Source organism: Variovorax paradoxus (genome assembly GCF_009498455.1).
GTDB lineage: Bacteria > Pseudomonadota > Gammaproteobacteria > Burkholderiales > Burkholderiaceae_C > Variovorax > Variovorax paradoxus_H.
In genome coordinates this window covers 5,177,189-5,201,294 of the sequence record NZ_CP045644.1, presented here as the reverse complement: position 1 = coordinate 5,201,294, position 24,106 = coordinate 5,177,189, and the positions used below count along the sequence as shown (strand labels likewise).

The 24,106-nt window shown below is 66.7% G+C and carries 20 protein-coding genes and 1 tRNA gene; 10 read left to right on the top strand and 11 right to left on the bottom strand.

Features of this window, described 5'->3' with window-relative positions; genetic code table 11:
* Nucleotides 1–27: 27 nt before the first annotated feature.
* A complete protein-coding gene (locus tag GFK26_RS23975) occupies nt 28–2,340 on the bottom strand; it encodes an arginine/lysine/ornithine decarboxylase (protein ID WP_153284177.1) in 2,313 nt (770 codons plus the stop codon).
* Nucleotides 2,341–2,556: 216 nt separating this feature from the next.
* Here GFK26_RS23975 and GFK26_RS23970 point away from each other — a divergent pair, with 216 nt between their 5' ends.
* From GFK26_RS23970 to GFK26_RS23945, 6 genes are all read left to right on the top strand, one after another.
* Nucleotides 2,557–2,982, top strand: coding sequence for an NfeD family protein (locus tag GFK26_RS23970; protein ID WP_153284176.1), 426 nt, complete (start codon nt 2,557–2,559; stop codon nt 2,980–2,982).
* Between the two features lie 48 nt (nt 2,983–3,030).
* Nucleotides 3,031–3,960: an SPFH domain-containing protein gene (locus GFK26_RS23965; protein WP_099789315.1), complete on the top strand. Its 930-nt coding sequence runs from the start codon at nt 3,031–3,033 to the stop codon at nt 3,958–3,960.
* Nucleotides 3,961–3,996: 36 nt separating this feature from the next.
* A tRNA-Ser gene (locus GFK26_RS23960) sits at nt 3,997–4,087 on the top strand.
* 114 nt (nt 4,088–4,201) lie between these two features.
* The gene (locus GFK26_RS23955; protein WP_153284175.1) at nt 4,202–5,125 is read left to right on the top strand and encodes an SdiA-regulated domain-containing protein; all 924 of its coding nucleotides are present in this window, start codon (nt 4,202–4,204) and stop codon (nt 5,123–5,125) included.
* Between the two features lie 94 nt (nt 5,126–5,219).
* Complete coding sequence (locus GFK26_RS23950) at nt 5,220–8,249, top strand: hybrid sensor histidine kinase/response regulator (RefSeq protein ID WP_228121761.1); 3,030 nt, start codon at nt 5,220–5,222, stop codon at nt 8,247–8,249.
* Between the two features lie 305 nt (nt 8,250–8,554).
* Nucleotides 8,555–9,250: a response regulator transcription factor gene (locus tag GFK26_RS23945; RefSeq protein WP_153284174.1), complete on the top strand. Its 696-nt coding sequence runs from the start codon at nt 8,555–8,557 to the stop codon at nt 9,248–9,250.
* Between the two features lie 28 nt (nt 9,251–9,278).
* Here the strand turns inward: GFK26_RS23945 and GFK26_RS23940 are convergent, their stop codons facing one another.
* The 8 genes from GFK26_RS23940 to GFK26_RS23905 form a co-directional block, all read right to left on the bottom strand.
* Nucleotides 9,279–9,980: a response regulator transcription factor gene (locus GFK26_RS23940; RefSeq protein ID WP_153284173.1), complete on the bottom strand. Its 702-nt coding sequence runs from the start codon at nt 9,978–9,980 to the stop codon at nt 9,279–9,281.
* Nucleotides 9,981–10,098: 118 nt separating this feature from the next.
* Nucleotides 10,099–10,494, bottom strand: a complete 396-nt coding sequence (locus GFK26_RS23935; protein WP_153284172.1) for a helix-turn-helix domain-containing protein — start codon at nt 10,492–10,494, stop codon at nt 10,099–10,101.
* 94 nt (nt 10,495–10,588) lie between these two features.
* Nucleotides 10,589–10,819: a hypothetical protein gene (locus GFK26_RS23930; RefSeq protein ID WP_153284171.1), complete on the bottom strand. Its 231-nt coding sequence runs from the start codon at nt 10,817–10,819 to the stop codon at nt 10,589–10,591.
* A 232-nt stretch (nt 10,820–11,051) separates the two neighbouring features.
* A complete protein-coding gene (locus GFK26_RS23925; RefSeq protein ID WP_153284170.1) occupies nt 11,052–12,071 on the bottom strand; it encodes a fimbrial protein in 1,020 nt (339 codons plus the stop codon).
* Between the two features lie 63 nt (nt 12,072–12,134).
* Nucleotides 12,135–14,723: a fimbria/pilus outer membrane usher protein gene (locus GFK26_RS23920; RefSeq protein ID WP_153284169.1), complete on the bottom strand. Its 2,589-nt coding sequence runs from the start codon at nt 14,721–14,723 to the stop codon at nt 12,135–12,137.
* A gap of 139 nt (nt 14,724–14,862) precedes the next feature.
* On the bottom strand, nt 14,863–15,606 hold the full coding sequence (locus tag GFK26_RS23915) for a molecular chaperone (protein WP_153284168.1): 744 nt from the start codon (nt 15,604–15,606) through the stop codon (nt 14,863–14,865).
* 159 nt (nt 15,607–15,765) lie between these two features.
* Nucleotides 15,766–16,305, bottom strand: coding sequence for a fimbrial protein (locus tag GFK26_RS23910; protein WP_153284167.1), 540 nt, complete (start codon nt 16,303–16,305; stop codon nt 15,766–15,768).
* A gap of 218 nt (nt 16,306–16,523) precedes the next feature.
* Nucleotides 16,524–17,075, bottom strand: coding sequence for a fimbrial protein (locus GFK26_RS23905; RefSeq protein ID WP_153284166.1), 552 nt, complete (start codon nt 17,073–17,075; stop codon nt 16,524–16,526).
* A 254-nt stretch (nt 17,076–17,329) separates the two neighbouring features.
* Between GFK26_RS23905 and GFK26_RS23900 the strand changes: the two genes are divergently transcribed.
* Entirely contained in the window at nt 17,330–20,236 is a 2,907-nt protein-coding gene (locus GFK26_RS23900) for an ATP-binding protein (RefSeq protein WP_153284165.1), read from the top strand.
* Nucleotides 20,233–20,373: a hypothetical protein gene (locus GFK26_RS34055; protein ID WP_194273943.1), complete on the top strand. Its 141-nt coding sequence runs from the start codon at nt 20,233–20,235 to the stop codon at nt 20,371–20,373. The genes GFK26_RS23900 and GFK26_RS34055 overlap by 4 nt, the downstream gene beginning before the upstream one ends.
* Before the next feature lie 18 nt (nt 20,374–20,391).
* Here GFK26_RS34055 and GFK26_RS23895 read toward each other — a convergent pair whose 3' ends face one another.
* Nucleotides 20,392–21,615 (bottom strand): EAL domain-containing protein, encoded by a 1,224-nt coding sequence (locus tag GFK26_RS23895; RefSeq protein WP_194273942.1) that lies wholly within the window; start codon nt 21,613–21,615, stop codon nt 20,392–20,394.
* A gap of 220 nt (nt 21,616–21,835) precedes the next feature.
* Here GFK26_RS23895 and GFK26_RS23890 point away from each other — a divergent pair, with 220 nt between their 5' ends.
* Entirely contained in the window at nt 21,836–22,201 is a 366-nt protein-coding gene (locus GFK26_RS23890; RefSeq protein ID WP_153284163.1) for a hypothetical protein, read from the top strand.
* Nucleotides 22,202–22,305: 104 nt separating this feature from the next.
* A complete protein-coding gene (locus GFK26_RS23885; protein WP_153284162.1) occupies nt 22,306–22,695 on the top strand; it encodes a response regulator in 390 nt (129 codons plus the stop codon).
* 96 nt (nt 22,696–22,791) lie between these two features.
* Here the strand turns inward: GFK26_RS23885 and GFK26_RS23880 are convergent, their stop codons facing one another.
* On the bottom strand, nt 22,792–24,000 hold the full coding sequence (locus GFK26_RS23880; RefSeq protein WP_153284161.1) for a branched-chain amino acid ABC transporter substrate-binding protein: 1,209 nt from the start codon (nt 23,998–24,000) through the stop codon (nt 22,792–22,794).
* Nucleotides 24,001–24,106: the final 106 nt, after the last annotated feature.

Here is a 24,106-nt window from a genome sequence, read left to right as displayed (position 1 = left end):
TGCCCCTCGCTGGGGCACGTCCTCCGCTCAGCTCGGCTGACGCACGCAGTCCGCGTAGTACCGCTTCTTGCCCGTCTCGTCGATCCGCGCCACGAGGCCGTGGATGTCGGTCTCGAAGCCCGGGCACTGCAGGTTGAACTCGCGCGAGAACTTCAGGTAGTCGACGATCTTCTTGTTGAACACTTCACCGGGGATCAGCAGCGGAATGCCCGGCGGATACGGCGTGATGAGGCTGGTGGTGATGCGGCCTTCGAGCTCGTCGATCTCCACGCGCTCGGTCTTGCGGTGCGCGATGTGGGCGAAGGCGTCGCTGGGCTTCATGGCCGGCGTGAGGTCGCTCAGGTACATCTCGGTCGTGAGACGCGCCACGTCGTAGCGCGCGTACAGCTGGTGGATGTGCTGGCACAGGTCGCGCAGGCCCAGGCGCTCGTAGCCGGGGTGCTGCTGGCAGAACTCGGGCAGGATGCGCCACATCGGCTGGTTGCGCGCGTAGTCGTCCTTGAACTGCTGCAGCGCCGTGAGCAGCGTGTTCCAGCGGCCCTTGGTGATGCCGATGGTGAACATGATGAAGAAGCTGTACAGGCCCGTCTTCTCCACGATCACGCCGTGCTCGGCGAGGAACTTGGTCACCACGCTGGCGGGGATGCCGGTCTCGGCGAAGTTGCCCTCGAGGTCGAGGCCGGGCGTGACGATGGTCGACTTGATCGGGTCGAGCATGTTGAAGCCGTCGGCCAGCTCGCCGAAGCCGTGCCAGTTGCGCGGCGACTTGCTGCTCTTGCTCCTGGTCTTGCCCGGCTTGCCGTTCTTCTCGCCCGTCATGATCCAGTCTTCGGCGCGGCCGATGCCTTCGTCGACGAGCTTCTCGGGGCCCCAGACCTTGAACCACCACTCGTCCTTGCCGAACTCTTCCTCGACCTTGCGCATGGCGCGGCGGAAGTCGAGCGCCTCCAGGATGCTCTCTTCCACCAGCGCGGTGCCGCCGGGCGGCTCCATCATGGCGGCGGCCACGTCGCAGCTCGCGATGATCGCGTACTGCGGGCTGGTCGACGAGTGCATCAGGTAGGCCTCGTTGAAGAGGTCGCGGTCGAGCGCGCGGTTCTGCGAGTCCTGCACCAGCACATGGCTGGCCTGGCTGATGCCGGCCAGCAGCTTGTGCGTCGACTGCGTGGCGAACACCAGCGATTCCTTCGGGCGCACGCGGCGCTTGCCCATCGCGTGGTACGCACCGTAGAACGGATGGAAGGCGGCGTGCGGCAGCCAGGCTTCGTCGAAGTGCAGCGTGTCGACGTAGCCGTCGAGCATGTTCTTGATGGTCTCGGTGTTGTAGATCACGCCGTCGTAGGTCGACTGCGTGAGCGTCATCACGCGCGGCTTGACCTTGTTCGGGTCCACGTCGGCCAGCAGCGGGTTGGCCTTGATCTTGGCCTTGATCGCGCTCTGCTCGAACTCGCTCTTCGGAATCGGTCCGATGATGCCGAAGTGGTTGCGCGTGGGCTTCATGAACACCGGGATCGCGCCGGTCATGATGATCGCGTGCAGGATCGACTTGTGGCAGTTGCGGTCGACCACCACCACGTCGTCGGGCGCCACCGTGTGGTGCCAGACCATCTTGTTGCTGGTGCTGGTGCCGTTGGTCACGAAGAAGCAGTGGTCGGCATTGAAGATGCGCGCCGCGTTGCGCTCGCTGGCCGCCACCGGGCCGGTGTGGTCGAGCAGCTGGCCCAGTTCTTCCACGGCGTTGCAGACGTCGGCACGCAGCATGTTCTCCCCGAAGAACTGGTGGAACATCTGGCCCACCGGGCTCTTCAGGAATGCCACGCCACCCGAATGGCCCGGGCAGTGCCACGAGTACGAACCGTCTTCGGCGTAGTCGATCAGCGCCTTGAAGAACGGCGGCTGCACGCCTTCCAGGTAGCTCTTGGCCTCGCGGATGATGTGACGTGCCACGAATTCGGGGGTGTCCTCGAACATGTGGATGAAGCCGTGCAGCTCGCGCAGGATGTCGTTGGGAATGTGGCGCGAGGTCTTGGTCTCGCCGTAGATGTAGATCGGCACGTCGGCGTTCTTGCGACGCACCTCGCCGATGAAGCTGCGCAGGCTCAGCACGGCCGGATCGAGGTCGGGGCCGACCGAAAACTCTTCGTCGTCGATCGACAGGATGAAGGCGCTGGCGCGGCTTTGCTGCTGCGCGAACTGGCTCAGGTCGCCGTAGCTCGTGACGCCCAGCACCTCGAAGCCCTCGCTTTCGAAGGCCTGCGCGAGCGCGCGAATGCCAAGGCCCGAAGTGTTTTCGGAGCGGAAGTCCTCGTCGATGATGACGATGGGAAAGCGAAATTTCATGAGCGGGGCTCCGGACAGGCGGTCAGACAGGCAATGAGCGAGGCGCGAAGTGTACGGAATTCGGATGACGGGTTGCAGCCGCCCCGTTCAAGCCCGCAGAGGCGCGCGGCCACGACGGGCCCCACCGGGCGCCATACCCCTACGCGACACAGGCGCATGGCCCGCCATGCAGCAGAATGGCGACGGTCCAAGTAACAAAACAAGAGAGGAGTTGCCATGGGAAATCCCACCGTCTGGTGGCTGATCGCAGGCGCGGCCATCGTGGCCGAGTTGTTGTCCGGCACGGTGTACCTGCTGCTGCTGGCCACGGGCTTCGCAGCCGCCGCCATCGCCGCGCACCTGGGCTTCGGGCTCGTCACGCAGCTGCTGGTGGCCGCCATCGTCGGCGTAGGCGCGGTCGTGGCCTGGTACCTGATCCGACGCAACCGCCCTGCCGAGCCCTCCAGCGAGGCCAACCGCGACATCAACCTCGACATCGGCGAGAGCGTGTTCGTCGATGCCTGGAACCCCGACGGCACCGCCACCGTGCGCTACCGCGGCTCGCAATGGACCGTCGTGCTGCGCGCGGGCCATGCGCCCTCCACCGGCGAACATCGCGTGGTCGAGGTGGTCGGCAGTCGGCTCGTGGTCGACAAGATCTAGCAGTTCAATCGGTCAGTCAGAACAACGCATTCGAAAAGGAAGCACACCATGGAATTTTCCGTTCCTCTCATCATCCTGGTCATCGCGATCATCTTCATCAGCCAGTCGGTCAAGTTCGTGCCGCAGCAGAACGCCTGGGTGCGCGAGCGCCTGGGCAAGTACCACGGCACCATGACGCCCGGCCCGAACTTCCTGATTCCCTTCATCGACCGCGTGGCCTACAAGCACAGCCTGAAGGAAATCCCGCTCGACGTGCCCAGCCAGATCTGCATCACGCGCGACAACACGCAGCTGCAGGTCGACGGCATCCTGTACTTCCAGGTGACTGACCCGATGCGCGCGAGCTACGGCTCGTCGAACTACATCGTGGCCGTGACCCAGCTCGCACAGACCTCGCTGCGCAGCGTGATCGGCAAGCTCGAGCTCGACAAGACTTTTGAAGAGCGCGACGTGATCAACGCCCAGGTCGTGGCCGCCATCGACGAGGCCGCGCTCAACTGGGGCGTGAAGGTGCTGCGCTACGAAATCAAGGACCTGACGCCGCCGAAGGAAATTCTGCTGGCCATGCAGGCGCAGATCACCGCCGAACGCGGCAAGCGCGCGCTCATCGCCGCCTCGGAAGGCCGTCGCCAGGAACAGATCAACATCGCCACCGGCGAACGCGAAGCCTTCATTGCCCGCTCCGAGGGCGAGAAGCAGGCCCAGATCAACAACGCACAAGGTGAAGCTGCCGCCATCACCGCAGTGGCCACGGCCACGGCAGACGCCATCGAACGCGTGGCCGCTGCCATCCAGAAGCCGGGCGGCGAACAGGCCGTGCAGCTGAAGGTGGCCGAGCGCGCCGTCGATGCCTACGGCAAGGTGGCCGCCGATTCGAAGACCACGCTCATCGTGCCGAGCAACATGACCGAGACGGCCGCGCTGATCTCGTCGGCCATGCGCATGATCCAAACCGGCAAAAGCTCTGGCCCGACCTGAAAACGGCTAAAAACCCGCGCTACAATCGTGGGCTCAGGAGCGGTGGATGAGCGGTTTAAGTCGCACGCCTGGAAAGCGTGTGAGGGTTAATAGCCCTCCGCGGGTTCGAATCCCGCCTGCTCCGCCAGAGAAGTCATGAACAAACGGGGCCTTGTGCCCCGTTTTTCTTTGGCGCTCGTCTTTCAGCCCACTGCTGCAGTGGCGCACCTTCCGCTCTTTCGAAGACTCTAGACTCGACCGCATGACGCGCAAGAGCTCCCGCAAGCCCCTCGTTTTCTTCGCCGTCGTCTTCGGCCTGGGCGCGCTCATCGTCTGGTACTTCAAGGTGCTGGCGCTCGGCTATTACTGGCTGAGCACCACGCTGGGCGCATCGCAGTGGGCCGGCACCTCGCTGTGGCTGCCGGGCTACCAGGTCGCGATCGAGGGCATGCCGATCCAGGGCCTCACGCGCAACACCTCGGGGCTGACCTTCAACACCGAGACCGGCACCCTCTTCACGGTGATCAACCGCCCGCCGCAGATCGCGGAGCTCACCACCGACGGGCGGCTGCTGCGCGTCATCGCGCTCGACGGCGTGAAAGACCCCGAGGGCATTACCTACCTGCAGGGCGACAGCTACGTGATCTCGGACGAAGACAGCCACCGCATGCACTGGGTGCAGATCGCCCGCGAGACGCAGCGCGTGTCGGTGGTCGGCCGACCGAGCCTGGGCATCGGGATCGACAAGCTGCACAACAGCAGCTTCGAGGGCGTCTCGTGGGACAGCGTACACAAGCGCCTGTACGTGGTGCGCGAGAAGCTGCCCATGCGCGTGCTGGTGATCACGGGGCTGGACCCCACCATGCCGTCCTCCGGTTTCAACATCGACATCAGCGAATGGAAATCGTCGCGCGCATCGTCGCTGTTCATGAGCGACCTGTCGTCGGTCACGGTGCACGACGCGACCGGTCATCTGCTGCTGCTCAGCGACGAGTCGGCGCTGGTCGTGGAATACGCGCCGGACGGGCGCCCGGTCAGCATGCTGCCGCTGTGGCCCGGATTCAATGGCCTGCAGCGGAAGGTGCCGCAGCCCGAGGGCGTGGCCGTCGGGCCCGACGGCACGCTGTACCTGCTGTCCGAGCCCAACCTGTTCTACCGCTTCGCGCCGGCAGCGAAACCGTCGTAGCCCGCCTGAACACGCCCGGTTTTTCCTTGACCGGGCACGCAAGGCCCTACCATGGCGGGCATCTCCTGCCCGCTCCGGTCACACGGAGGCCATGATGCCCAGCGATCTCCCGCGCTTCTTTGGATTCGGCGCTTCGCGCGCCACCCCACGCGGCGTGATCAGCCTGCTGAACCGCTACCAGCGCGCGCTGCTGTACGTGGGCGGCGCCGTCACCTCGCTCGTGCTGCTGGCCGCCACCGGCGTGATGCTTTCTTCGCAGGTGCGCGACTACGTGGCCGAACGGCAGGCCGAGTTCAACGCGCGCAGGGCCCTGCTCCACCTCGAACTCTTCGTGCGCCAGGGCTCGGTGCGCATCAACATCTTTCACGAGGAAGGCGCCTGGGAGCGGCGGGCCCGCGCGCCGCAGTCGCTGGTGGACAGCTTCGCCGCGCACGGCGGCCGGCTGGTGCTGCCGAGCAACAAGGACTTCCCGCCGATGCTGCTGCTGGGCGATCTTTCGCCGCAGCGCCCGGCCGACGCCTTCTCGCAGTACCTCGGGCTGGCCGAGGAGGTCGGCTACCGCTCGGCGGCCTACACCAAGACGCTGACGCTGCACTCCAGCTACTTCTACGCGCCCGACCTGAGCTTTCTGGCCGTGGTGCCCGCCCCCGCCGCCGCCGACCTGTTCGAACGCCACGGCGCGCGCAGCACCGAAGACCTGATCCGGCGCATCGCACCCCCCGAGCTCGGCGACCTGAACGACCCGGCCGTGGTCGCCCGCCTGCGCGACAGCGGCACGGCCGTGTGGCTGCCGCCGGCCGTGAGCCCCTTCACGGGCGAGACCGTGCTGCGGCTGGCCCAGCCCGGCTTCCACGACGGCAAGCCCTTCGTGGTGCTGGTGAACGACTACCCGCTGGACATCATCACCGCACACCTGTCGAACGACCGCCACGACGAGGTCTCGATGTTCGTGGGCGCGTCGGGCCGCGTGATCGCCGAGACGCACGGCCCCACCAGCACCGAGGGCCTGCAGGCGCGCGCGCTGCAACGCTCGCAGGCCTCGCTGGCCCCGAACGGCGCGACGCTGCAGTACGGCGACGGCCTCTTCACGCTGCGCGCGCCCATCGCCGACGCGGGCTGGACCTACCTCTACGCCTTTTCGTGGCGCACCATCGCGTCCGAACTCGGCCTGCGGCTCGCGCTCTACGCGGGCGCCATGCTGCTGCTCATCGCCTTCGTCTGGGCCGCCCTGATCCTGCTCGATCGCAAGGTGTTCCGGCCCGGCTATGCGCGCTCGCAGCGCATCGTCGAGAGCGAGAACCTCAACCGCACCATGGTCGCGACCACGCCCTCGGGCCTGGCGCTGCTGCGCTACCCCTCGGGCGAGGTGCTGCTGCAGAACCAGGTGATGCAGGCCTGCACCGACAACGCGCGGCCCGGTGATCCGCCGCTGCCGCAGCGCCTGCTGCGCCTGTACGACGACGCCCCGGGCGCGCCCGAATGGCTGCCCGACCTGGAGCTGCCGGTGACGCTGGCCAGCGGCGACGTCACCGAACTGCTCGTGAGCGTCGTGCGCACCAAGTACCAGGGCAGCGACGTGCTGCTGTGCAACTTCTCCGACATCACGACGCGCAAGAACGCCGAGCGCGCACTCGAGAGCGCCCGCGAGGCCGCGCACCAGGCCAACCACGCGAAGTCGGCCTTCCTGGCCATGATGAGCCACGAGATCCGCACGCCGCTGAACGCGATCATGGGCAACCTCGAGCTGCTGCAGCGCTCGCCGCTGTCGGCCGCGCAGAACGAGCGGCTGGGCGCCGTCACGTCGTCGTCGACCGCGCTGCTGGGCATCATCAACGACATCCTCGACTTCTCGAAGATCGAGTCGGACCAGATGCGGCTGGAGTCGATCCGCTTCGACCTCGCCGACACCGCACGGCAGGTGATCACCGTCTTCACGCCGCTGGCGCAGTCCAAGCGACTCGCGCTCGACTGCGTGGTCGGCGACGACCTCGCCCCGCACTACCTGGGCGACCCGACACGCATCCGCCAGCTGCTGATGAACCTGCTGAGCAACGCCATCAAGTTCACCGACACCGGCGACGTGCTGCTCGAGGTCTACCTGAAGGACGACACCGACCCCGCGTCGCCCGTGGTGATCGGCGTGAGCGACACCGGCATCGGCATGACCGTGGCGCAGCAGCAGGCGCTGTTCCAGCCCTTCACGCAGGCCGACAGCAGCATCGCGCGCCGCTTCGGCGGCACCGGCCTGGGGCTGGCGCTGTGCCGCAAGCTGACCGGACTCATGGGCGGCGACATCCAGGTCGTGAGTGCGCCGGGCAAGGGCAGCACCTTTCTCGTCACGCTGCCGCTGCCAGCCGCACCCGCCCTGCCCGCGCGCGTGGTCGCGGCGCCGAGTGCCGGTACGCAGGCCGCCGCGCCCACGGCGCACATCCTCGTGGTCGACGACCATCCGGCCAACCGCGAGCTGGTGAAGATGCAGCTCGAAGCGCTGGGCTACACCTCCGACCAGGCCTCGGGCGGGCTGCAGGCGCTCGACCTGTTCGCCACGCGCCGGCACGACCTCATCATCACCGACATCAACATGCCCGGCATGGACGGCTACACCCTGGCGCGGGCGCTGCGTGCGCAAGGCTCGCGCGTGCCCATCGTGGCGCTCACGGCCGACGTGGCGGTGCGCGAGCGCGAGCGCTGCGAATCGGCGGGCATCGACACCGCGCTGATCAAGCCCATCCTGCTCGACACGCTCGAGCAGACCGTGCGGCAGCTGACCCTGCGCGATCCGGGCGCCGCACCACCGCCCAACGCCCACCGGCAGGACATCGCCCGGGGCACCCTGCCCGCCTCGGTGCATGGGGCGCTCGCACAGTCGCTGGCCGACACCTCGGCCGCCATCCGCGTGGCCCTTCAAGCCCGCGACACCCGCGCGCTCGGCGCCGGGCTGCATTCGCTGCGCGGCGCCTTCGCGCTGATCCACGAGGCCGGGCTCGCCGCCGACTGCGCCGCCATGGAAACCCGGCTGCGCGACGCAGACTTCGCGGCCCTGGCGCAGGCCTTCGAACGCTTCGAGCCGGCCGCGCGCGCCGCGCTCGAACGCCGCGCGCCGCAGGCCCCCGCCGCCGCCTGAGCCCGGGCCCGTCCGAGGGCGCTTTCGGACGCGATCCGATCCCGACGGAGGCCTCGTCCTAGCCTCCCGCGCGCTTCGTCCGACAAATTAGGACCAGTCCTATGCATTCAGGGGCCGCATTCGGATCAGGCCGCTTAACGGAGGAAGCGCGCCCTTCTAAAGTTCAGCCATCCCCTGCTGGCACCGCCTGAAGCACCCGTTGCAAAGCCCCCGAGCGCCGTTCGCGCCGGGGGCGGAGCGTTCGACAGCAGCCCTTCCTGCCGCCCTGCGCGCAGGCACGACAACTCTGTTCAGACAGGCCCGCCATGAAACCACTCAACCTCCGCGTCCTGATCGCGGACGATCATCCCGCCGTTCGCATCGGCATCGAAAGCACGCTGCGCGAAAGCAATGCGGTCACCGTCGTGGGCGCCGCGCGCGACTCCACCGAGATGATGGAAATGCTCAAGCAGCACGACTGCCAGATCCTGGTGTCCGACTACGCCATGCCGGGCGGCCTGCATGGCGACGGCATCACGCTGTTCGCGCTCGTGCGCCAGCGCTACCCGCTGCTGAAGATCGTGGTGATGACCATGCTGGACAACCCCGGCATCATCCATTCGCTGCTGGACATCGGCGTGCCCTGCATCCTGAACAAGGCCGACTCGGTGAGCCACCTGCTGCCGGCCGTGCATGCGGCCTACGCGAGCGGGCGGTACCTCTCGCCGAGCATGGCCGAGATTGCCGCGCGCACCGCGCCGCACCGCCCCGACACACACGCCCATGCCGCGCTGTCCAAGCGCGAGCTGGAGGTGGTGCGCATGTTCGTGTCCGGGCTGACCGTGACCGAAATCGCCACGCTGCTCCACCGAAGCAAGAAGACCATCAGCACGCAGAAGGGCTCGGCCATGACCAAGCTGGGCATCCTGCGCGACATGGACCTCGTGCGTTACGGCATGGAGATGGGGCTCACGAGCACCTCGGCCGCGCCGGTGCCGCCGGGCCTGCCGGTCGTTTTCTGAGCCGGGCCTACCAGGCCGGCACGGCGCGTCAGGCCTGCGGTTCGCCTGCCGCGGCACCCGTCATCGCGGCGGTTGCCGTCAGGCCGTTTTCCATCGCATAGCGCAGCAGGTCGACATCGCGCTCGATACCGAGCTTTTCCATCGCTTTGGTTTTCTGCGTGCTGATGGTCTTCTTGCTGCGATGCAGCTGCTCGGCGATCTCGTTGATCGTCAGCCCCGACGCATACAACCTCACCACCTCCGATTCGCGCTGGCTCAGCACGCCCGCCGCGTTGCGGCTGCGCACCTCCCAGTCGATGGACCGCACCACGGCGTCCATGGTCGGGGAGTAGTACGTGCCGCCCGTGCGGGCCGCGTGGATGGCGGGAATCAGGTGGGCCACCGCATCGGACTTGCTCACGACGCAGCGAATGCCGCTGGACACCAGCGAGTGCAGCACCGCCGGGTTGTCGAGCATGGTGATCACCACGATCTGGGTGTCGGGAAAGCGGCGCTTGATCAGGTTGAACAGCGGCACCCCGTCGCCGAAGTCGCCGGCGGGCATGGCGTAGTCGGACACCAGCACGTCGCACGGCGTGGTCTCGAGCAGCGCCATGAGCCCGGTCGAGTTGGCCGCCTCGCCCACCAGCGTGATGGTTTCGACCGACGCCAGTTCGTGCTTGACCCCGGCCAGCATGCCGGGGTGGTCGTCGGCCAGGACGACGCGGATTTCGAAGCGATCTATTGCCATTGCCACTTTCGCATTGCGGGCGCGGCAACCGGGCGAAGGCCCGGGCGCGCACGGCGAAAGGCATCTTAACTGCGGGCCTCGCACGCGGGCCGGCCGAAATCGCCGGCGCGCGAAGGCTTCAGACGTGCGCGGTTGACGCTGCGAGCGTGGTGGCAGGCTGGGTGCGCGTGACCTGCACGACCATGTCGCCCGGAAACGCCTGGGCGATGGCCTGGAGCGCCGCGTGGGCCGCCTTCTTCCCCGCCTCGTCCGAGGTGCGGTAGGCGCGCAACAAGACCACCTCGTCGCGACTCACCGACAGGTCTTCGGTGCACGTGGGTATGCCGGTCACGACGTAGAGCACGTCGATGCCGATGACGGCCATGGTGGCCAGGTAGGCGGCGTCGGGGTGATGCTTTCCCTGTTCGAACGAATCCTGCACGGCGGCGTCCACGCCACCCAGCACGGCAAATGCCGCCGCGCTCAGGCCCAGCCGCGAACGCTCGCGGGAGAGCCGGTGTCCGATCATCTTCATGGGGATTCACCTTCTTTCTGAAAGTGCGCGGCGCAGGACCAGCCTGGCGACCCGGGTTGCGGCGATGCAATCGTCTTCACGCAAACCGCCCGGCTCAGGATTCGCGCGATCGGGTGTCGCCGTGCGCGGGCTCGCTGGCCACGACCAGCGCACCAAACAATGTGCTGCCTGGCGCGGCCTGGTGCGCGCTCTGCGGCTTGCCCCGCAGGAGCTTCCAGAGTTTTTTCAAGAAAAAGAGATTCATCACGGGCGCTCCAAAGAAGGAAATAAGTTCGAAGAACTTTGACAATCTCCATGTCGTGAATTTCAGGATGAAATAAATCAACACCCTGATTCAATGAAAATTACAAAGATAGTGTTTCGATCTTAAATTTCCACTCCATGAAAACCAATCGGACCAGTCTGAAAATATCCTGCGGGCCTGACGATTCAATGCACCGGGAGAAACGCGAATTCACTTTGTGTGACGGAATTGGCAAACGCGATGCAACGCCCCGATGGCGCCGGAGGGAAGCTCAATGCTCGAAACCTTCTGCGCCACAAGCGCATGGCCGGACTCACTGGTAGTCGAGCAACACTTGCACCGCGCCCTTGACCGTGCCGGGCAATACGGTGGCTTCGGTCTGAACGTATGACACGTTCATCGGCACCGTGGCCGAGCCGCCGGTCGCCTTGTTGTACGAGGTCACGGGCAGGGAGGTGCCGAATTGGGCAGGTGCATCGCCGGCGTCGGTGAGCTTGATCGCCACACCGCTGGCTGTCGAGCCCGCGACGGGCTTCAGCGCGCCAGGAATACCCGGCACTTGACCGCCCACAGCCGTCAGCAGATGGCCGACGCGATTGAAACCCGCGGGACAGTTTTCCAGCTGGATATTGAACGCACGTTTTCCAGACGTAGTGCCTGGCCCTTTGAACTGGGGGACAACCGCTGGCGCCAGGGTGAGGGTCTGGTTGGACGCGCTGCACGTGCCGGAAATAACCGAAACCGAACTACCCTTCAAAAGAATTCTTAGCTCGTTTCCGGGAAATCCATCGGACTTGCCGAGTGGGTAAAACCGCCACGCTGTCGTTGTGTTACTGGTAACTCCCACGAAGGGGCCACTTTTCAAAGCTCGTCCGTCCCTGATCAATTGCACTTCCATTGCGGAGGATGTCTCCATCAAAAGAATGTTCATATTTCCACTGCTGCCACCGCCTTGCGGCATCCCATTGACCAGGAGTCGCGCAGAAATTCCAGACACATTGGTTTCTGTCAATGCCGTACCTTCTGATGCAAGGAAGCCGTTTTTCAGAAAGACATCTGCGCGCCAGACCGAGCACTTTGGCACACCACATAGCTGCTGGGGCGTGACGTAGTAGCGCGCCACAATGGCGCCGTTCGGAACGAGGCTCGGCAATGTGACGATTCCCCCTCCGAAGGCGAGCACATCCGTTGCCCGCAGCAGACCATCGCTGTTTTGCGCCAGCGACGAAGTCACCCCCATCGACAGCAGCGCAACAACCCACACGCCGCGCACCCATTGAGCGGCACATGCAATCCATGACCTGGGCTGCGCTCTTGAACATAGAAATTTCATGGTCTGTTCCTGGAAGTTCTTCAATCACTGACAACCCGACACGCGGCCCCGGTTATCTCGAATTCAACGCCCCTCTTCATCGCAATTCGCCTCGATCCGCTCATACCCATCTGCCTTCGCGCCCTTCTCCCGCACCGGCATCTCGTAGCTGATCCGGCACATCGCCGCACCGCCCTCGGCCGCCATCACGGTCAGTTGCCCCTTGTCCTGCAGCCCGCGCGCAATGAACTTGCTGCCCTGGCCCACCACGCCGATCGGCTCCTGCTTTTCATCGAGCACCGTCGCGCCGAAGGGCAGCGCGGAACCGTCCGCCTGCTTCACCTGGAACAGCGCCGTGCGGCCCGACTTGGTCTCGTACTTCAGCAGCACGATGGCGCCGGCGCGCGGCGCCACCTGCTGGCTCGTCACCTGCAGTTCGACGTCGGTCGACATGCCCTTGGGGTCGAGCTCGACGCCGTTGCTGCTGTAGGGCGTGAGGTACGGCACGACGACATAGCCGCTGCCGTTGACCTTCACGCCGGGTGCGTTGATGAGGCGTGCGCCTGCGGCGTCCGGGGCTTCGACGATGCCGAAGGTTTCCGACAGCGAAGGCGCCAGCGTGATGCCGCCCGGGTGCGCCACCACGCCGCCGCGCATGCCGACGGAGGCCTGCGTATGACTCGAGCCCACGCCCACCGTGCCCGACAGGTCGCCGACCGAGGTGCGGTAGAACAGGTTGGCGCTGGCGGCCGTCTGGCGCTCTTGCCCCGCGCCGGAGCCGTGGGTGAAGCTGGCGCCGTACGACAGGTCGCTGGCTTCGCCCAGCGAGCCCGACACCGTCGACTGCATGGCGAGGCGGCCCGCGCCGTCGCGCGACATGTTGGCGCTGACCGACACCGGGTTCGTCTTGCCCAGCGGAATCGACAGGCTGGCGCTGTACATGGTGCTCGACTTGCCGTCGGCCGCGCGCTGGCGTGACACCTGCACGCCGTAGCTCACGCTCTTGAAGCGGTTGTTGTAGCCCAGCGTGTAGCCGACATCGGAGGCCGGGCGGTTCCAGTAGCTGGTGGCCGACACGGTCGCCTGCAGCTGGCCCCAGTTGTCACCCAGCTGCTGGCTGTAGGTGGCCTGCGCGCGGTTGCGCTGGCGGCTCACCGACTCGATGGACTGGCCGCGCTCAGCCACGTCGCGCACGCGCAGCGCGGTGTTCAGGTCCATGTAGCCCTCGGTCGAGTAGCGGTACGCGGCCAGCGCGATGTTGCCGCCGGTGCTGGGCAGGTCTTTCGAGTAGCTGACGCGCGCGCTGCCGCCGCCCATGCGCGGCAGGTTGGCCAGCGTGGTCGACGACTGCGTGTAGTCCACGCCGATGGCGCCGAACGAGGTGTTGAAGGCGCCGCCGAGCATCAGCGCGGTGTAGCCCTGCGACAGGTTCACGCCGCCGTAGGCGGTGAGCATGTTGGAAATGCCGCGCTGCCAGGTGGCCTGCACGAGGGCGGGGCTGCCCAGCAGCTGGTTGTTGCGCACCACGCCGGCCGACACGCTGAAGCGGTTGGCGCCCACGCGCAGCGACATCGGCACGGCCGCGTACGGCACGAGGAAGGTGTGCTCGCTGCCGTCCGCCTCGGCGACGGTCACCGCCAGGTCACCGCCGTAGCCGGTGGCGTACAGGTCGTTGATCTCGAAGGCGCCCGGGGCCACGGTGGTCTCGTAGACGACGGAGCCGCTTTGCTTGATGGTGACCTTCGCGTTGCTGCGCGCGGTGCCGCGCACGGTGGGCGCGTAGCCGCGCAGCGACTCCGGCACCATGCGGTCGTCAGTGGCCAGGCGCACGCCGCGAAAGCCGGTCGAGTCGAACAGCTCGCCCGAGGTGTGGGTTTCGCCGATCGTCAGCTGGGCCGACAGCGACGGCAGGTCGCGCTGCACGAAGGTCGTGGTGCGCTGGTAGCGGCTGCCGGTCTCGGAGCTCCACAGCAGCGCGCCGTCGTGGCGAAAGCGCCAGACGTCGGCGTTGAAACCCCAGCGCGTGCCCAGGTAGGCCTGCGTCTGGGTCTGCCCCAGGCTGCGCGAGTGGTTGGCGTAGAGGTTGAAGCTGTAGTCCAGAAAGCCGGCGGTGACGCCCTTGTCCCAGAACTCGGGGCTCACATAGCCGCGCGCCTGGCGGTTCATGGCCACCTGCGGAATGCTCAGCTTGAGGCGTTGGTCGCCGAAGTCGAAATCGGCGCTGGCGCCGGGAACGATCTGCCCGATGGGCAGGCAGGTGCCGGCATCGGCCAGCCGCTCGAGCACGTCGGCGGGAAGCTTCTTCAGGTCGACGCCCGCGCGCTCCAGCTCGCGCTTGCCCAGGCAGGGCTGCGCGCTGGCGCCGTCGGCGGCGCCGTGTTCGCGCTTGAAGGTCACGTCGGTGCGGCCGATCCAGCCGTCGTTCACGAGCAGGTCGACGCTGTACTTGCCGGGCGCCACGATGTTGCCCTTGCTGAAGCGGCTCAGGTCGACGCCCTGGCTGCTGCCCGGTGCGAGGAAGGTGGTTTCGAACTCGACCTGTGCGACCTGGGTGCCCGCCGTGTCCGCATGCGCGCCCACCTGCCAGGCCGACAGCGCAAGCAGCACCATCGCGCAGACGGGGCTGAGCAAGAAGTCCTGGCGGGAAGATCGGGGCTGAAAGTGGCTGTTCATGGCGGTACTCAGTGCAAAGGGACAGGGGCTGGACGCAGCCGTCCCCGGGAGGCCGGCGCACCGGCTTCCGAAAATGGCGTGTGGATGAAGAGGGGTGGAAAGGCAGACCCGGCGAGGGCCCACGAACCGGCGGCCCCTCCTAGCGCACGGGCCGCTGGCCCTTCACGGGACCACCGAAGTCATTGATGGCCGAGTAGTCGATGCGGGCATCGCCCACGGGCCGTTCGTTCAGGCCGCCGAGCGGGAACAGCTGCGAACCCAGCGGCGGCACATAGCCTGCGCCGGCGTCGAAGCGCTTGCCGCCCACAACCAGTTCGAGCTCGCCCAGGTTCACGTGGTACGGCGTGGGGTTGCTGGCGCGCAGCGCGTAGCCCTTGCCGGTGTCGGCGGGAACCACTTCCCAGCTCACCTGGGCGGGTGCTTCTTCCGAGCTGCCCGGCAGGCCCTGGGGGCGGAACATCAGCTTGATGCGCGAGCGGAAGGCCAGCTGGAGCTGGTTGGCCGCATCGCTCTTGGGCGGAACCTCGAGCACGTTGAGCCAGTACATCGTTTCGCGGTCCTGGGCCAGCGGCTCCTTGGTGTAGATGATCCGCAGGGTCTGGCCCTTGTCGGGATCGAGTCGGAACACGGCGGGCGTCAGCGTGAACGGCACGTCGAGCTTCTCGGGCGCGACGCTGGGGTCGCCCTCGTCGAACCAGGCCTGCACGAGGCCGGGCTGCTTGCCGGTGTTCTTGACCTTGAGCGTGACCTCGCGCTCCTGCCCCGGGAAGATGACCCGCGTGCCTTCGATGATGACGCTGGCGTGTGCGACGTTGGCGAGGTTGGCGCCAAGGCCTGCGCCGATGGCAGCCAGGATGCACAGCTTGCGGAACATCTTCTTCATGGTCTTCTTCCTTCCGGGGGTGATGGGTGGGTGTGGGTGTGGATCTGCGGAATGCCCGCTCCTGCCAAACCGTCTCTCGGGGACACCTGAAACGGCTTGAAAGGCCTGGGAGTTCGGCCCGGCCGCCCTTGCGGGACGGCCTGGATGAATGGAAAGGGCTTACTCGTAGGTGATCGAGTACATGACGCGCGACTTGACGGCACCGGCGGTGGCTGCGCCGTTCGAGTAGTACTCGACGTAGTACTTCAGGTCGGCATTGCCGGAAGCCGGGACGTCCACGAGGTTCGTGTTCTGCGTGCCTTCGGCAGCGCCAGCCTTCACGGGCAGGAAACCGTCGTTGAGCAGCTGCAGTTCGACGTTGGCGGCGTTGCCGGCGCCAGCGTCCGCCGTCAGGCGACCGGCGCCATTGGTGGTCAGGCCCGATTCGAAATGCGCGCGAACCTTGGTGTCCGGCGTGCAACCGGTCAGCGTGATCGGCACGGGCACACGGCCGGCGACTTCACCTGCGTTGAGCAGCGTCTTGGTCGAGACCGGCGGCAGGCTGACCGTGAAGGTGGGCGCACCGCCGTTGATGACGCACGAGCTGGACACGACGCTGCCCGTGAAGTCGATCTGGCCGTCAGCGGCGTGGGCGGCGGGAGCGAGGGCGAGCAGACCGAGGGACGCTGCGGCGGCGATGGAAAGGAGGTTCTTTTTCATGGTGATACTCAAAAAATAAAAGGTGAATTGAAAAACACTCTTCGAAGCTGCCATTCCGCTTTTCGCGTCAGACACAAGGTGTTCCGAATGAGTGAATGAAGTTTATTGGCCTATCAGAAATTTCTTAATCAGCCAATGCCTAAAAGAATAGCGCTTCGCATAGGACGAATCCGATAAACCAAAGACTCTGGAAATCGGCCGTTCGCTGGTCGACAGGCTTATTCGTAGGAGATCGAGTACATGACGCGCGACTTCACCGCGCCGGCCGTGGCCGCACCGGTCGAGAAGTACTCGACGTAGTACTGCAGGTCGGCCGCGCCCGTGCCCGACACCGGAATGAAACTGGTGTTCTGCGCGCCCGGGGCAGCACCGGCAACCACCGGGGTGAAGCCGTCGTTCAACAGCTGCAGGTCGACGTTGGCGGCGCCGCCGGCATCCACGGCCAGACGGCCGATGCTCTTGGTGGTCAGGCCCGAATCGAAATGCGCGCGCACCTTGCTGCCCACGGTGCAATTGGTCAACGTGATCGGCACGGGCACGCGCCCCGCCGTCTTGCCTGTTTCGCCCAGCGACTGGGTGGAGACCGGCGGCAGGGTGATCGTGAAGTTGGGCGCGCCGCCGTTGACGACGCACGAACTCGACACGACGCTGCCCGAGAAGTCGATCTGGCCGTCGGCGGCGTGAGCGGCGGGCGCCAGGACGAGCATGCCGATACCGAAGCCGACACCGAAGGCGGCGACGGTCGCGAGCGAAAGGAGGTTCTTTTTCATGGGGAGTCTCGATAAATGAAAGGTGAATAAAAAATGCCCACCGTAGCCGTCATTGCGCTTTCAATTCGTGATGCAAGCGATTTCGAGTGAACAAATCCAGTTTATTTAAGACACCTGTGCTTTCCCATAGGCCCGGGACTAAAACGCGGCCTCAAACATAGGACCCGTCCTATAAACAAAATGGTGTCGAGAAATAAATAGAAACCCGGCGCAATTCGACCTACCATTCGAGTCGCCTGCTTTTTTCTATTCACATGTTTCCGCTGCCCTTTTCCAGCAACGCCAGTTCGACGTCCGCCCGGCAGGCGCACGAGCTGAATCTGCTGCGCCGCTACCAGCACGCGCTGCTCTTCGGCGGCGGCGCGCTGTTGTCGCTGCTCATCGTGCTGGCCGCCGGCCTCGTGCTGTACAACGCCGCCAGCAACGCGTTCGCGAACCTGCGGACCACGCTGGCCACGCACAGCGCGCTGATGCAACTCGACATCGAGGAAAAGCAGACGGCCATGCGCCGTGGCGTGGTGAACGCCGAGCTGCTCTGGAACAACCATGCGCCGCCGGGTGCGGGCACCCTGGAGGCCTTCGTGCGCGACGGCGGGCAGGTGACCCTGCAAGCCGGGGCGCACCTGACACCGGCCATCGCCGCCGTCGACCCCGCACGCACCCAGGACCTGCACGAATTCGCGCCGTACCTGGGCATGCTCGAAATGCAGGCCTACAGCGTCACCGCCGTCGCGCAGCTGCGCAATTCGCCGCTCGGCGCCTACGGCTACTCGCCCGACCACCGCCTGCTCACGCTGATGCCCGCGCCCGAAGGCGGCCTCTCGGGCGTGCTGGCCCGCACCGGCCTGCCCGACACCGCCACCCTCATCGAAAGCCTGAGCTTCGACCTCGGCGACATCGCCCACAACCCGGCGTTGGCCGACCTGTGGCGCACGCAGCGGCGCGTGGCCTGGCAACCGCCGGCGCCCGATCTGCTGATGCCCGACGACGCCCCGTTCAAGCTCGTGCAGCCCGGCTTCGACGCGCAGGGCAAGCCCTTCATGGTGTTCGTGAGCAACCTGCCGTCGAGCGTGCTGGCCAGCCGCCTGCGCCACACGCCGGAAGACACGGCCGCCATGCTGGTCGATCGCCAGGGCCGCGTGCTGCTCTCGGCCGACCACACGGGCGCCGCCATCGACGGGCCCGCGCTGATGGAAACCGCACTGGCGCACAGCCTGCGCAAGGCCAGCCCCGCCCTGCCCCGCGAAACCTACCGCGCGGGCGTGTTCAGCCTGTCGACGCCGCTGAACGGCACCGACTGGTCGATGGTGTACGCCTACTCGTGGCGCACGGTCTTCCATACCCTGCAGCCGCAGTTGCTGCGCTACGGCATCGCCACCCTCGTGGTGCTCGGCGCGCTCTGGGGCCTGCTGCTGCTGTTCAAGCGCAAGCTGCTGGAACCCGCGTACCGCCGCTCGCAGCGGGTATTCGAGAGCGAGCAACTCAACCGCGCGATCATCGACACCTCGTCGTTCGGGGTCTGCCTGATCGCGCTCGACAACGAGCGCGTGCTGCTGCAGAACGCCATGATGCAGGCGTACACGGCAGCCGCCGCCTCGCCCGACCCGTTGCACCAGCAGATGGTTGCGCTCTTTCGGGCGCGGGCCCGCGATCGCGCGCTGCATGACGCGGACATGCGCCTCGCACTGAAAAACGGCCAGGCCTGCGACCTGCTGTTGCAATGCACCCTCGTGCGCTACCAGGGCACCGACGCCCTGCTCTGCGGTTTCTCCGATGCCACCGAGCGCAAGGAACTCGAGAAGAAGCGCGAGGAGGCCCGCGAGGCGGCCGAGGCTGCCAATCGCGCCAAGTCGGTGTTCATCGCCACCATGAGCCACGAGATCCGCACACCGCTGAACGCGGTGCTGGGCAACCTCGAACTGCTCGGCCAGAACGCACGGCCCGAGGTGCAGGCACGCCGCCTGCAGTCGGTGCGCCAGGCCTCGCGCACGCTGCTGGACATCGTGAACAACATCCTCGACCTGTCGAAGATGGAGTCGGGCCACCTGACGCTCGAAACCGTGCGCGTGGCGCTACCCGACATCGCGCGCGCCAGCGTGGAAATGTTCGAGCCGTCGGCGCACGCCAAGGGGCTGCGGCTGGACTGCGTGGTGCACCCGGGCCTGGCGGCCGGCTACGAAGGCGACCCGACACGCATCCGCCAGATCGTCGTCAACCTGCTGAGCAACGCGATCAAGTTCACGGCTGCGGGCGCGGTGACGCTCGAGGTCGGCCCGCGGTCGGCGGGGCAAGCCTCGCCGGTCGTGATCCGCGTGAGCGACACCGGCATGGGCGTGCCGGCGGAGCAGATCCCCCACCTGTTCGAGATCTACATGCAAGCCTCGGCCTCGACCGCGCGCGAGTTCGGCGGCTCGGGGCTGGGGCTGTCGATCTGCCAACGGCTGGCGCACAAGATGGGCGGCACGATCACCGTCAGCAGCCAGCCCGGTGCGGGCTCGTGCTTCACGGTGGAAGTGCCGCTGGTGCCGCTGGCCGACAACGTTGCCGCCGCACCGGAACCCAGGCCCGTCGCGTCCCTGCCCCCACGACCCGTGCGCCTGCTGGTCGTGGACGACCATCCGGCCAACCGCGCGCTCATCGGCGACCAGCTGGGTGCGCTGGGCTTCGATGCCGACGTGGCGCCGGACGGCGAGGCCGCGCTGGCCCTCCTCGCCACGCAGCGCTACGACCTGGTGCTGACCGACCTGAACATGCCCCGCATGGACGGCTACACGCTGGCGCGGCGGCTGCGCGAGCGCATGCCATCGATGCCGCTCATCGCCATCACGGCGCACCTCGAGCAGGAGGGCTACCAGCAATGCTCGCTGGCTGGCTTTGCGGGCGTGCTGCTCAAGCCGGTGCTGCTGCCGGCGCTGGAACAGGCCATCCTCAAGACGCTGGGTGCGGCCTCGTCGCCCCTGACGGCCCCGGCCCCGGTCGCCCCGTGGACAGCACGCCGTACACGCCGAACACGCAGAACACGCCGCTCGACGCGCACCTGCACGAGGCGATGGTCTCGTCGCTGGTGTCATCCGCCGGGCAGGTCCGCCAGGCGCTGGAAACAGGCGACCGGCGCGTCATCGGCGACCAGCTGCATGCGGTGCGGGGTGCCTTCGCCATGATCGGCGAGCCGGCCATCGCCGCAATGTGCGCCCGGCTCAGCGCTTCGGCGAAGCGCGAGGAGATGGCCGTGCTCGCCCCTCGCTGGGCCGAACTGCAAGCGGCCGCCGAAGCGGCACTGGCACGGCGCGCGGCCTGAGCGCGCCCGGCTCGAAGCTCAACCGGCGACGGCCTGGCGCTGCGCCGCGTAGCGCAGCAACGCCGCGTACTGCACGAAGGCCTGCTCGGGCATCGCGTCGGCGTGCTGCGCACCCTGCGTGAAGTGGCAGCCGAGGCTGCGGGCCAGCGCGAGATCCTGTTCGCCGTCGACGCCTTTCACCAGCAGCGTCGCGTCCTGCTCGCGGGCCATCGCGATGATGCTGGCGAGGATGTGGCGTGCATGCGGGTTCTCGCGCGCCTGCAGCAGCTGGCGCGCGCCGATCTGCAGTTCGCTGAACGGCACCTTGAACCAGCGGCTCAGGGTCGAATCGCCCAGGCCGAAGCGATCGATGGCGCAATGGAAGCCGCGCAGCCGCAGGTGCGCGACCGCACCGGCCAGCACGTCGTTGCAGCGCGCGCCGCCGTCTTCGGCGATCTCCAGCACGAGCCGGTCGGCGGCAATGCCGGCGCGCTCGGCCTGGTCTGCCACGCCCTGCGCCCAGGCGACCGAGGCCGCGACCGACGCAGGCACGCGCACGCCCAGACGCACGCCGTGGTCCTTGTGCATGTAGCCGAGCAACTCGAAGGCGCAGTCCAGCATGCGTTGCACCAGCGCTTCGCACAGGCCGGCGTGCGCCACGGCGGGCAGGAAATCGGCGGCGGGCAGCCAGGTGTCGTCGGGCCGGTACCAGCAGGGCTGCAGCTCGGCGCCGTGCAGCACGCCGGTGCGCGTGCAATGCCGGGGCTGGAAGTGGGCGGCGATCTGGCGCGTGGCCAGTGCTTCGCGCAGGACCTCCGCGGTGAAATCCGGCGCGCCCGTCGTTGACAGCGTGACGCCGTCCCTCGGCTGCGCGCGGTGACGCCGTCCGCGCGCCATCGCCTGCGCCGCCGTCGCCATCGTTCGCATGGTGCACGGCTTGGCGATGGCCGAGAGCACGCGCGCCCCGCGGGCCCGGGCGTAGTCTTGCGCCGCCTGCAGGATGCGCGTCGGCTGGGCGCTCATGAGCACCAGCGCCGCAGGGCTGCCGGACTCGACCACGGCGTCGATCATCTGCAGCCCGGTCACCTCGGGCGTGTCGATGTCCACCACCAGCAGGTCGTGGCGCCGATGCTGCACCGCCTCGACAAAGCCATGGCCGCTGCGCGTCACGTCGACGCGCGGAATGCCCGCATAGCGCATGAAGGTGGCCAGCGCGAAGCCGGTGCGTTCGACCTGGTCGATCACGAGTGCGTTTCTGATCATGGCGGGCTGGGAGTGGAAGAGGATGTGTTGCATCTTCCCGGGCACGGCAAGAATCCCCCATCGGCCCCGTCCGAAAGTCGCGGCCCGTTTCATAGGACTGCGGCTGAACCCTGTTGCCGCGCAACAACTGTTGCCAATCCTGAGCGAGTTCGCATCTGGCGGTACGATGCGCGGCATCGACCCTGACATTCCCCCCTCACCTGCCGCAAAAGGAGCCTCGATGGCCGGACCTTCCCCCACCTTGCCGCGCGGCACCACCCCGCTGGACAAGACCCTGAAAAAGAGCGAGCAGGTGGCCGCAGACGTGCAAAGCGCCTCCGACGACCTGGCCGTCGTGAGCACCGTGCTCGAGCAGGAACTGCCGGACGACGTCCAGGTCGGCGAGGTGGCGCAGGCCATCGAGCACACCAGCCAGCTCGAGGAAAAGCTGGCCCAGTCGGCCGAGAAGCTGGCCGAGGTGAATGCGGCGCTGAGCGAAGAAATCGAGAAGCGCATCGAAGCGACCGCCGAGCGCAACGAGAGCCAGGCGCTGGCCGAGCAGCTCAAGGCCCGCCTGCGCGCCCAGGAGCCGTCGGGCAAGCACTGACCGGCGTTGTTTCCGGCACGGTTTCCGTGCGTCGTTCTCCCTTCTCCTACGCAAAGACCGCTTGCGCCACGCTACGCTATTGATTCACAGATCAAAAACGCGGCATGGCCCTCATCACGTTCCTCGTCGAGGACAACAAGACCATCAGGGACAACCTGGTCCCAGCCCTCGAGGACCTCGTCAACGGCCATGTCGTCGGCTATGCCGAAACCGAATCGGGCGCCCTCGCCTGGCTCGCCGCCCATCCCGACGCCTGGCAGCTGCTGATCGTCGACCTGTTCCTGAAAGAAGGCTCCGGCCTCGGCGTGCTGTCGGGATGCCGTGAGCGGCGCCCGCACCAGCGCGTGGTGGTGCTGAGCAACTACGTCACCTCGGACATCCGCACGCGCTGCCTGGCACTGGGCGCCGACGCGGTGTTCGACAAGTCGCGCGACCTCGACGCCTTCATCGAGTACTGCAATGCCGACCGCCCCTCGGGCATGGCCGCGCTCTGAAGACAAACGTACGCGGCGTCTGCGCGCACCCATGAAAAAAGGGCCCGAAGGCCCTTTCTCATTGAACGACCCGAAGGGTCGTATTCAGCGATGCGATCAGCGCACCACGGCGATCTGCGTGCGCACGCCACCCTTGTAGGTGAAGAGCGTCAGGGCGCCGTTCTTGATGTCGCCCTTTTCGTCGAAGGCGATCGGGCCGGTCACGCCCTTGTATTGCACCTTGCCGACTTCAGGCAGGTACTTTTCCGGGTCGGACGAGCCGGCCTTGGCCATGGCTTCGGCCAGCACGTTGACCGCGTCGTACACGTACGGAGCGTAGATCTGCACTTCGACGCCGTTCTTGGTCTTGAACTTGGCCTTGAAGTCTTCCAGCGGCTGCTTGAAGTCACCGTCGACACCGCCGGCTTCGGCGCAGACCACCATGTCTTCACCGATGGCGTCGCCTGCCAGCTTCGGCAGTTCGCCGGTGCACAGGCCGTCGCCGCCCATGAACTTGACGTTCAGGCCGAGTTGCTTGACCTGCTTGAGCATCGGGCCGCCCACGGCGTCCATGCCGCCGAAGAACAGCACGTCGGGCTTGGTGGCCTTCAGCTTGGTCAGGATGGCGTTGAAGTCGGTCGACTTGTCGGTGGTGAACTCGTGGCCCACGATGGTCGCGCCGGCCGCCTTGGCAGCCTTCTCGAACTCTTCGGCAACGCCCTGGCCGTAGGCCGTGCGGTCGTCGATCACGGCGATGTTCTTGCCCTTGAGCGTTTCGACGGCGTACTTGCCCAGCGTGCCGCCGAGCTGCGTGTCGTCGGCCACCACGCGGAACGTGGTCTTGAAGCCCTGGCGCGTGTACTTGGGGTTCGTGGCCGACGGCGAGACCTGCGGAATGCCGGCGTCGCTGTACAGCTTGGAAGCGGGGATGGTGGTGCCCGAGTTCAGGTGACCGACGATGCCGTTGACCTTTTCATCGACCAGCTTCTGGGCGACGGCCGTGCCTTGCTTCGGATCGCCTGCGTCGTCTTCGGGAACCAGCACGAACTTGGCAACCTTGTCGCCGATCTTCATGCCCTTGGCATTCAGGTCTTCGATGGCCATCTTGGCGCCGAGCTCGTTGTCCTTGCCGAGGTGGGCAATGGGACCGCTGGTCGGGCCGACGTGGCCGATCTTGACGATCAGGGCATCGGCAGGAGGCGCAGCAGGGGCCGGGGCCGCAGCCGTGGGTGCCGGCGTCGCGGCCGGCGCAGCAGCTTCTTCTTTCTTGCCGCAAGCCACGAGCGTGAGTGCAGCCAGTGCGACCGCAGTCCATTTCAATTGCATGAGAACCTCCAGAACTTGGATGAAAAGATATAAAAACCGGTCGTTCGATCCGGGCGTTCAGACCTCGCAAGTTTCGCGCCGCAGACCAGCGGCACCCTCACGCCAT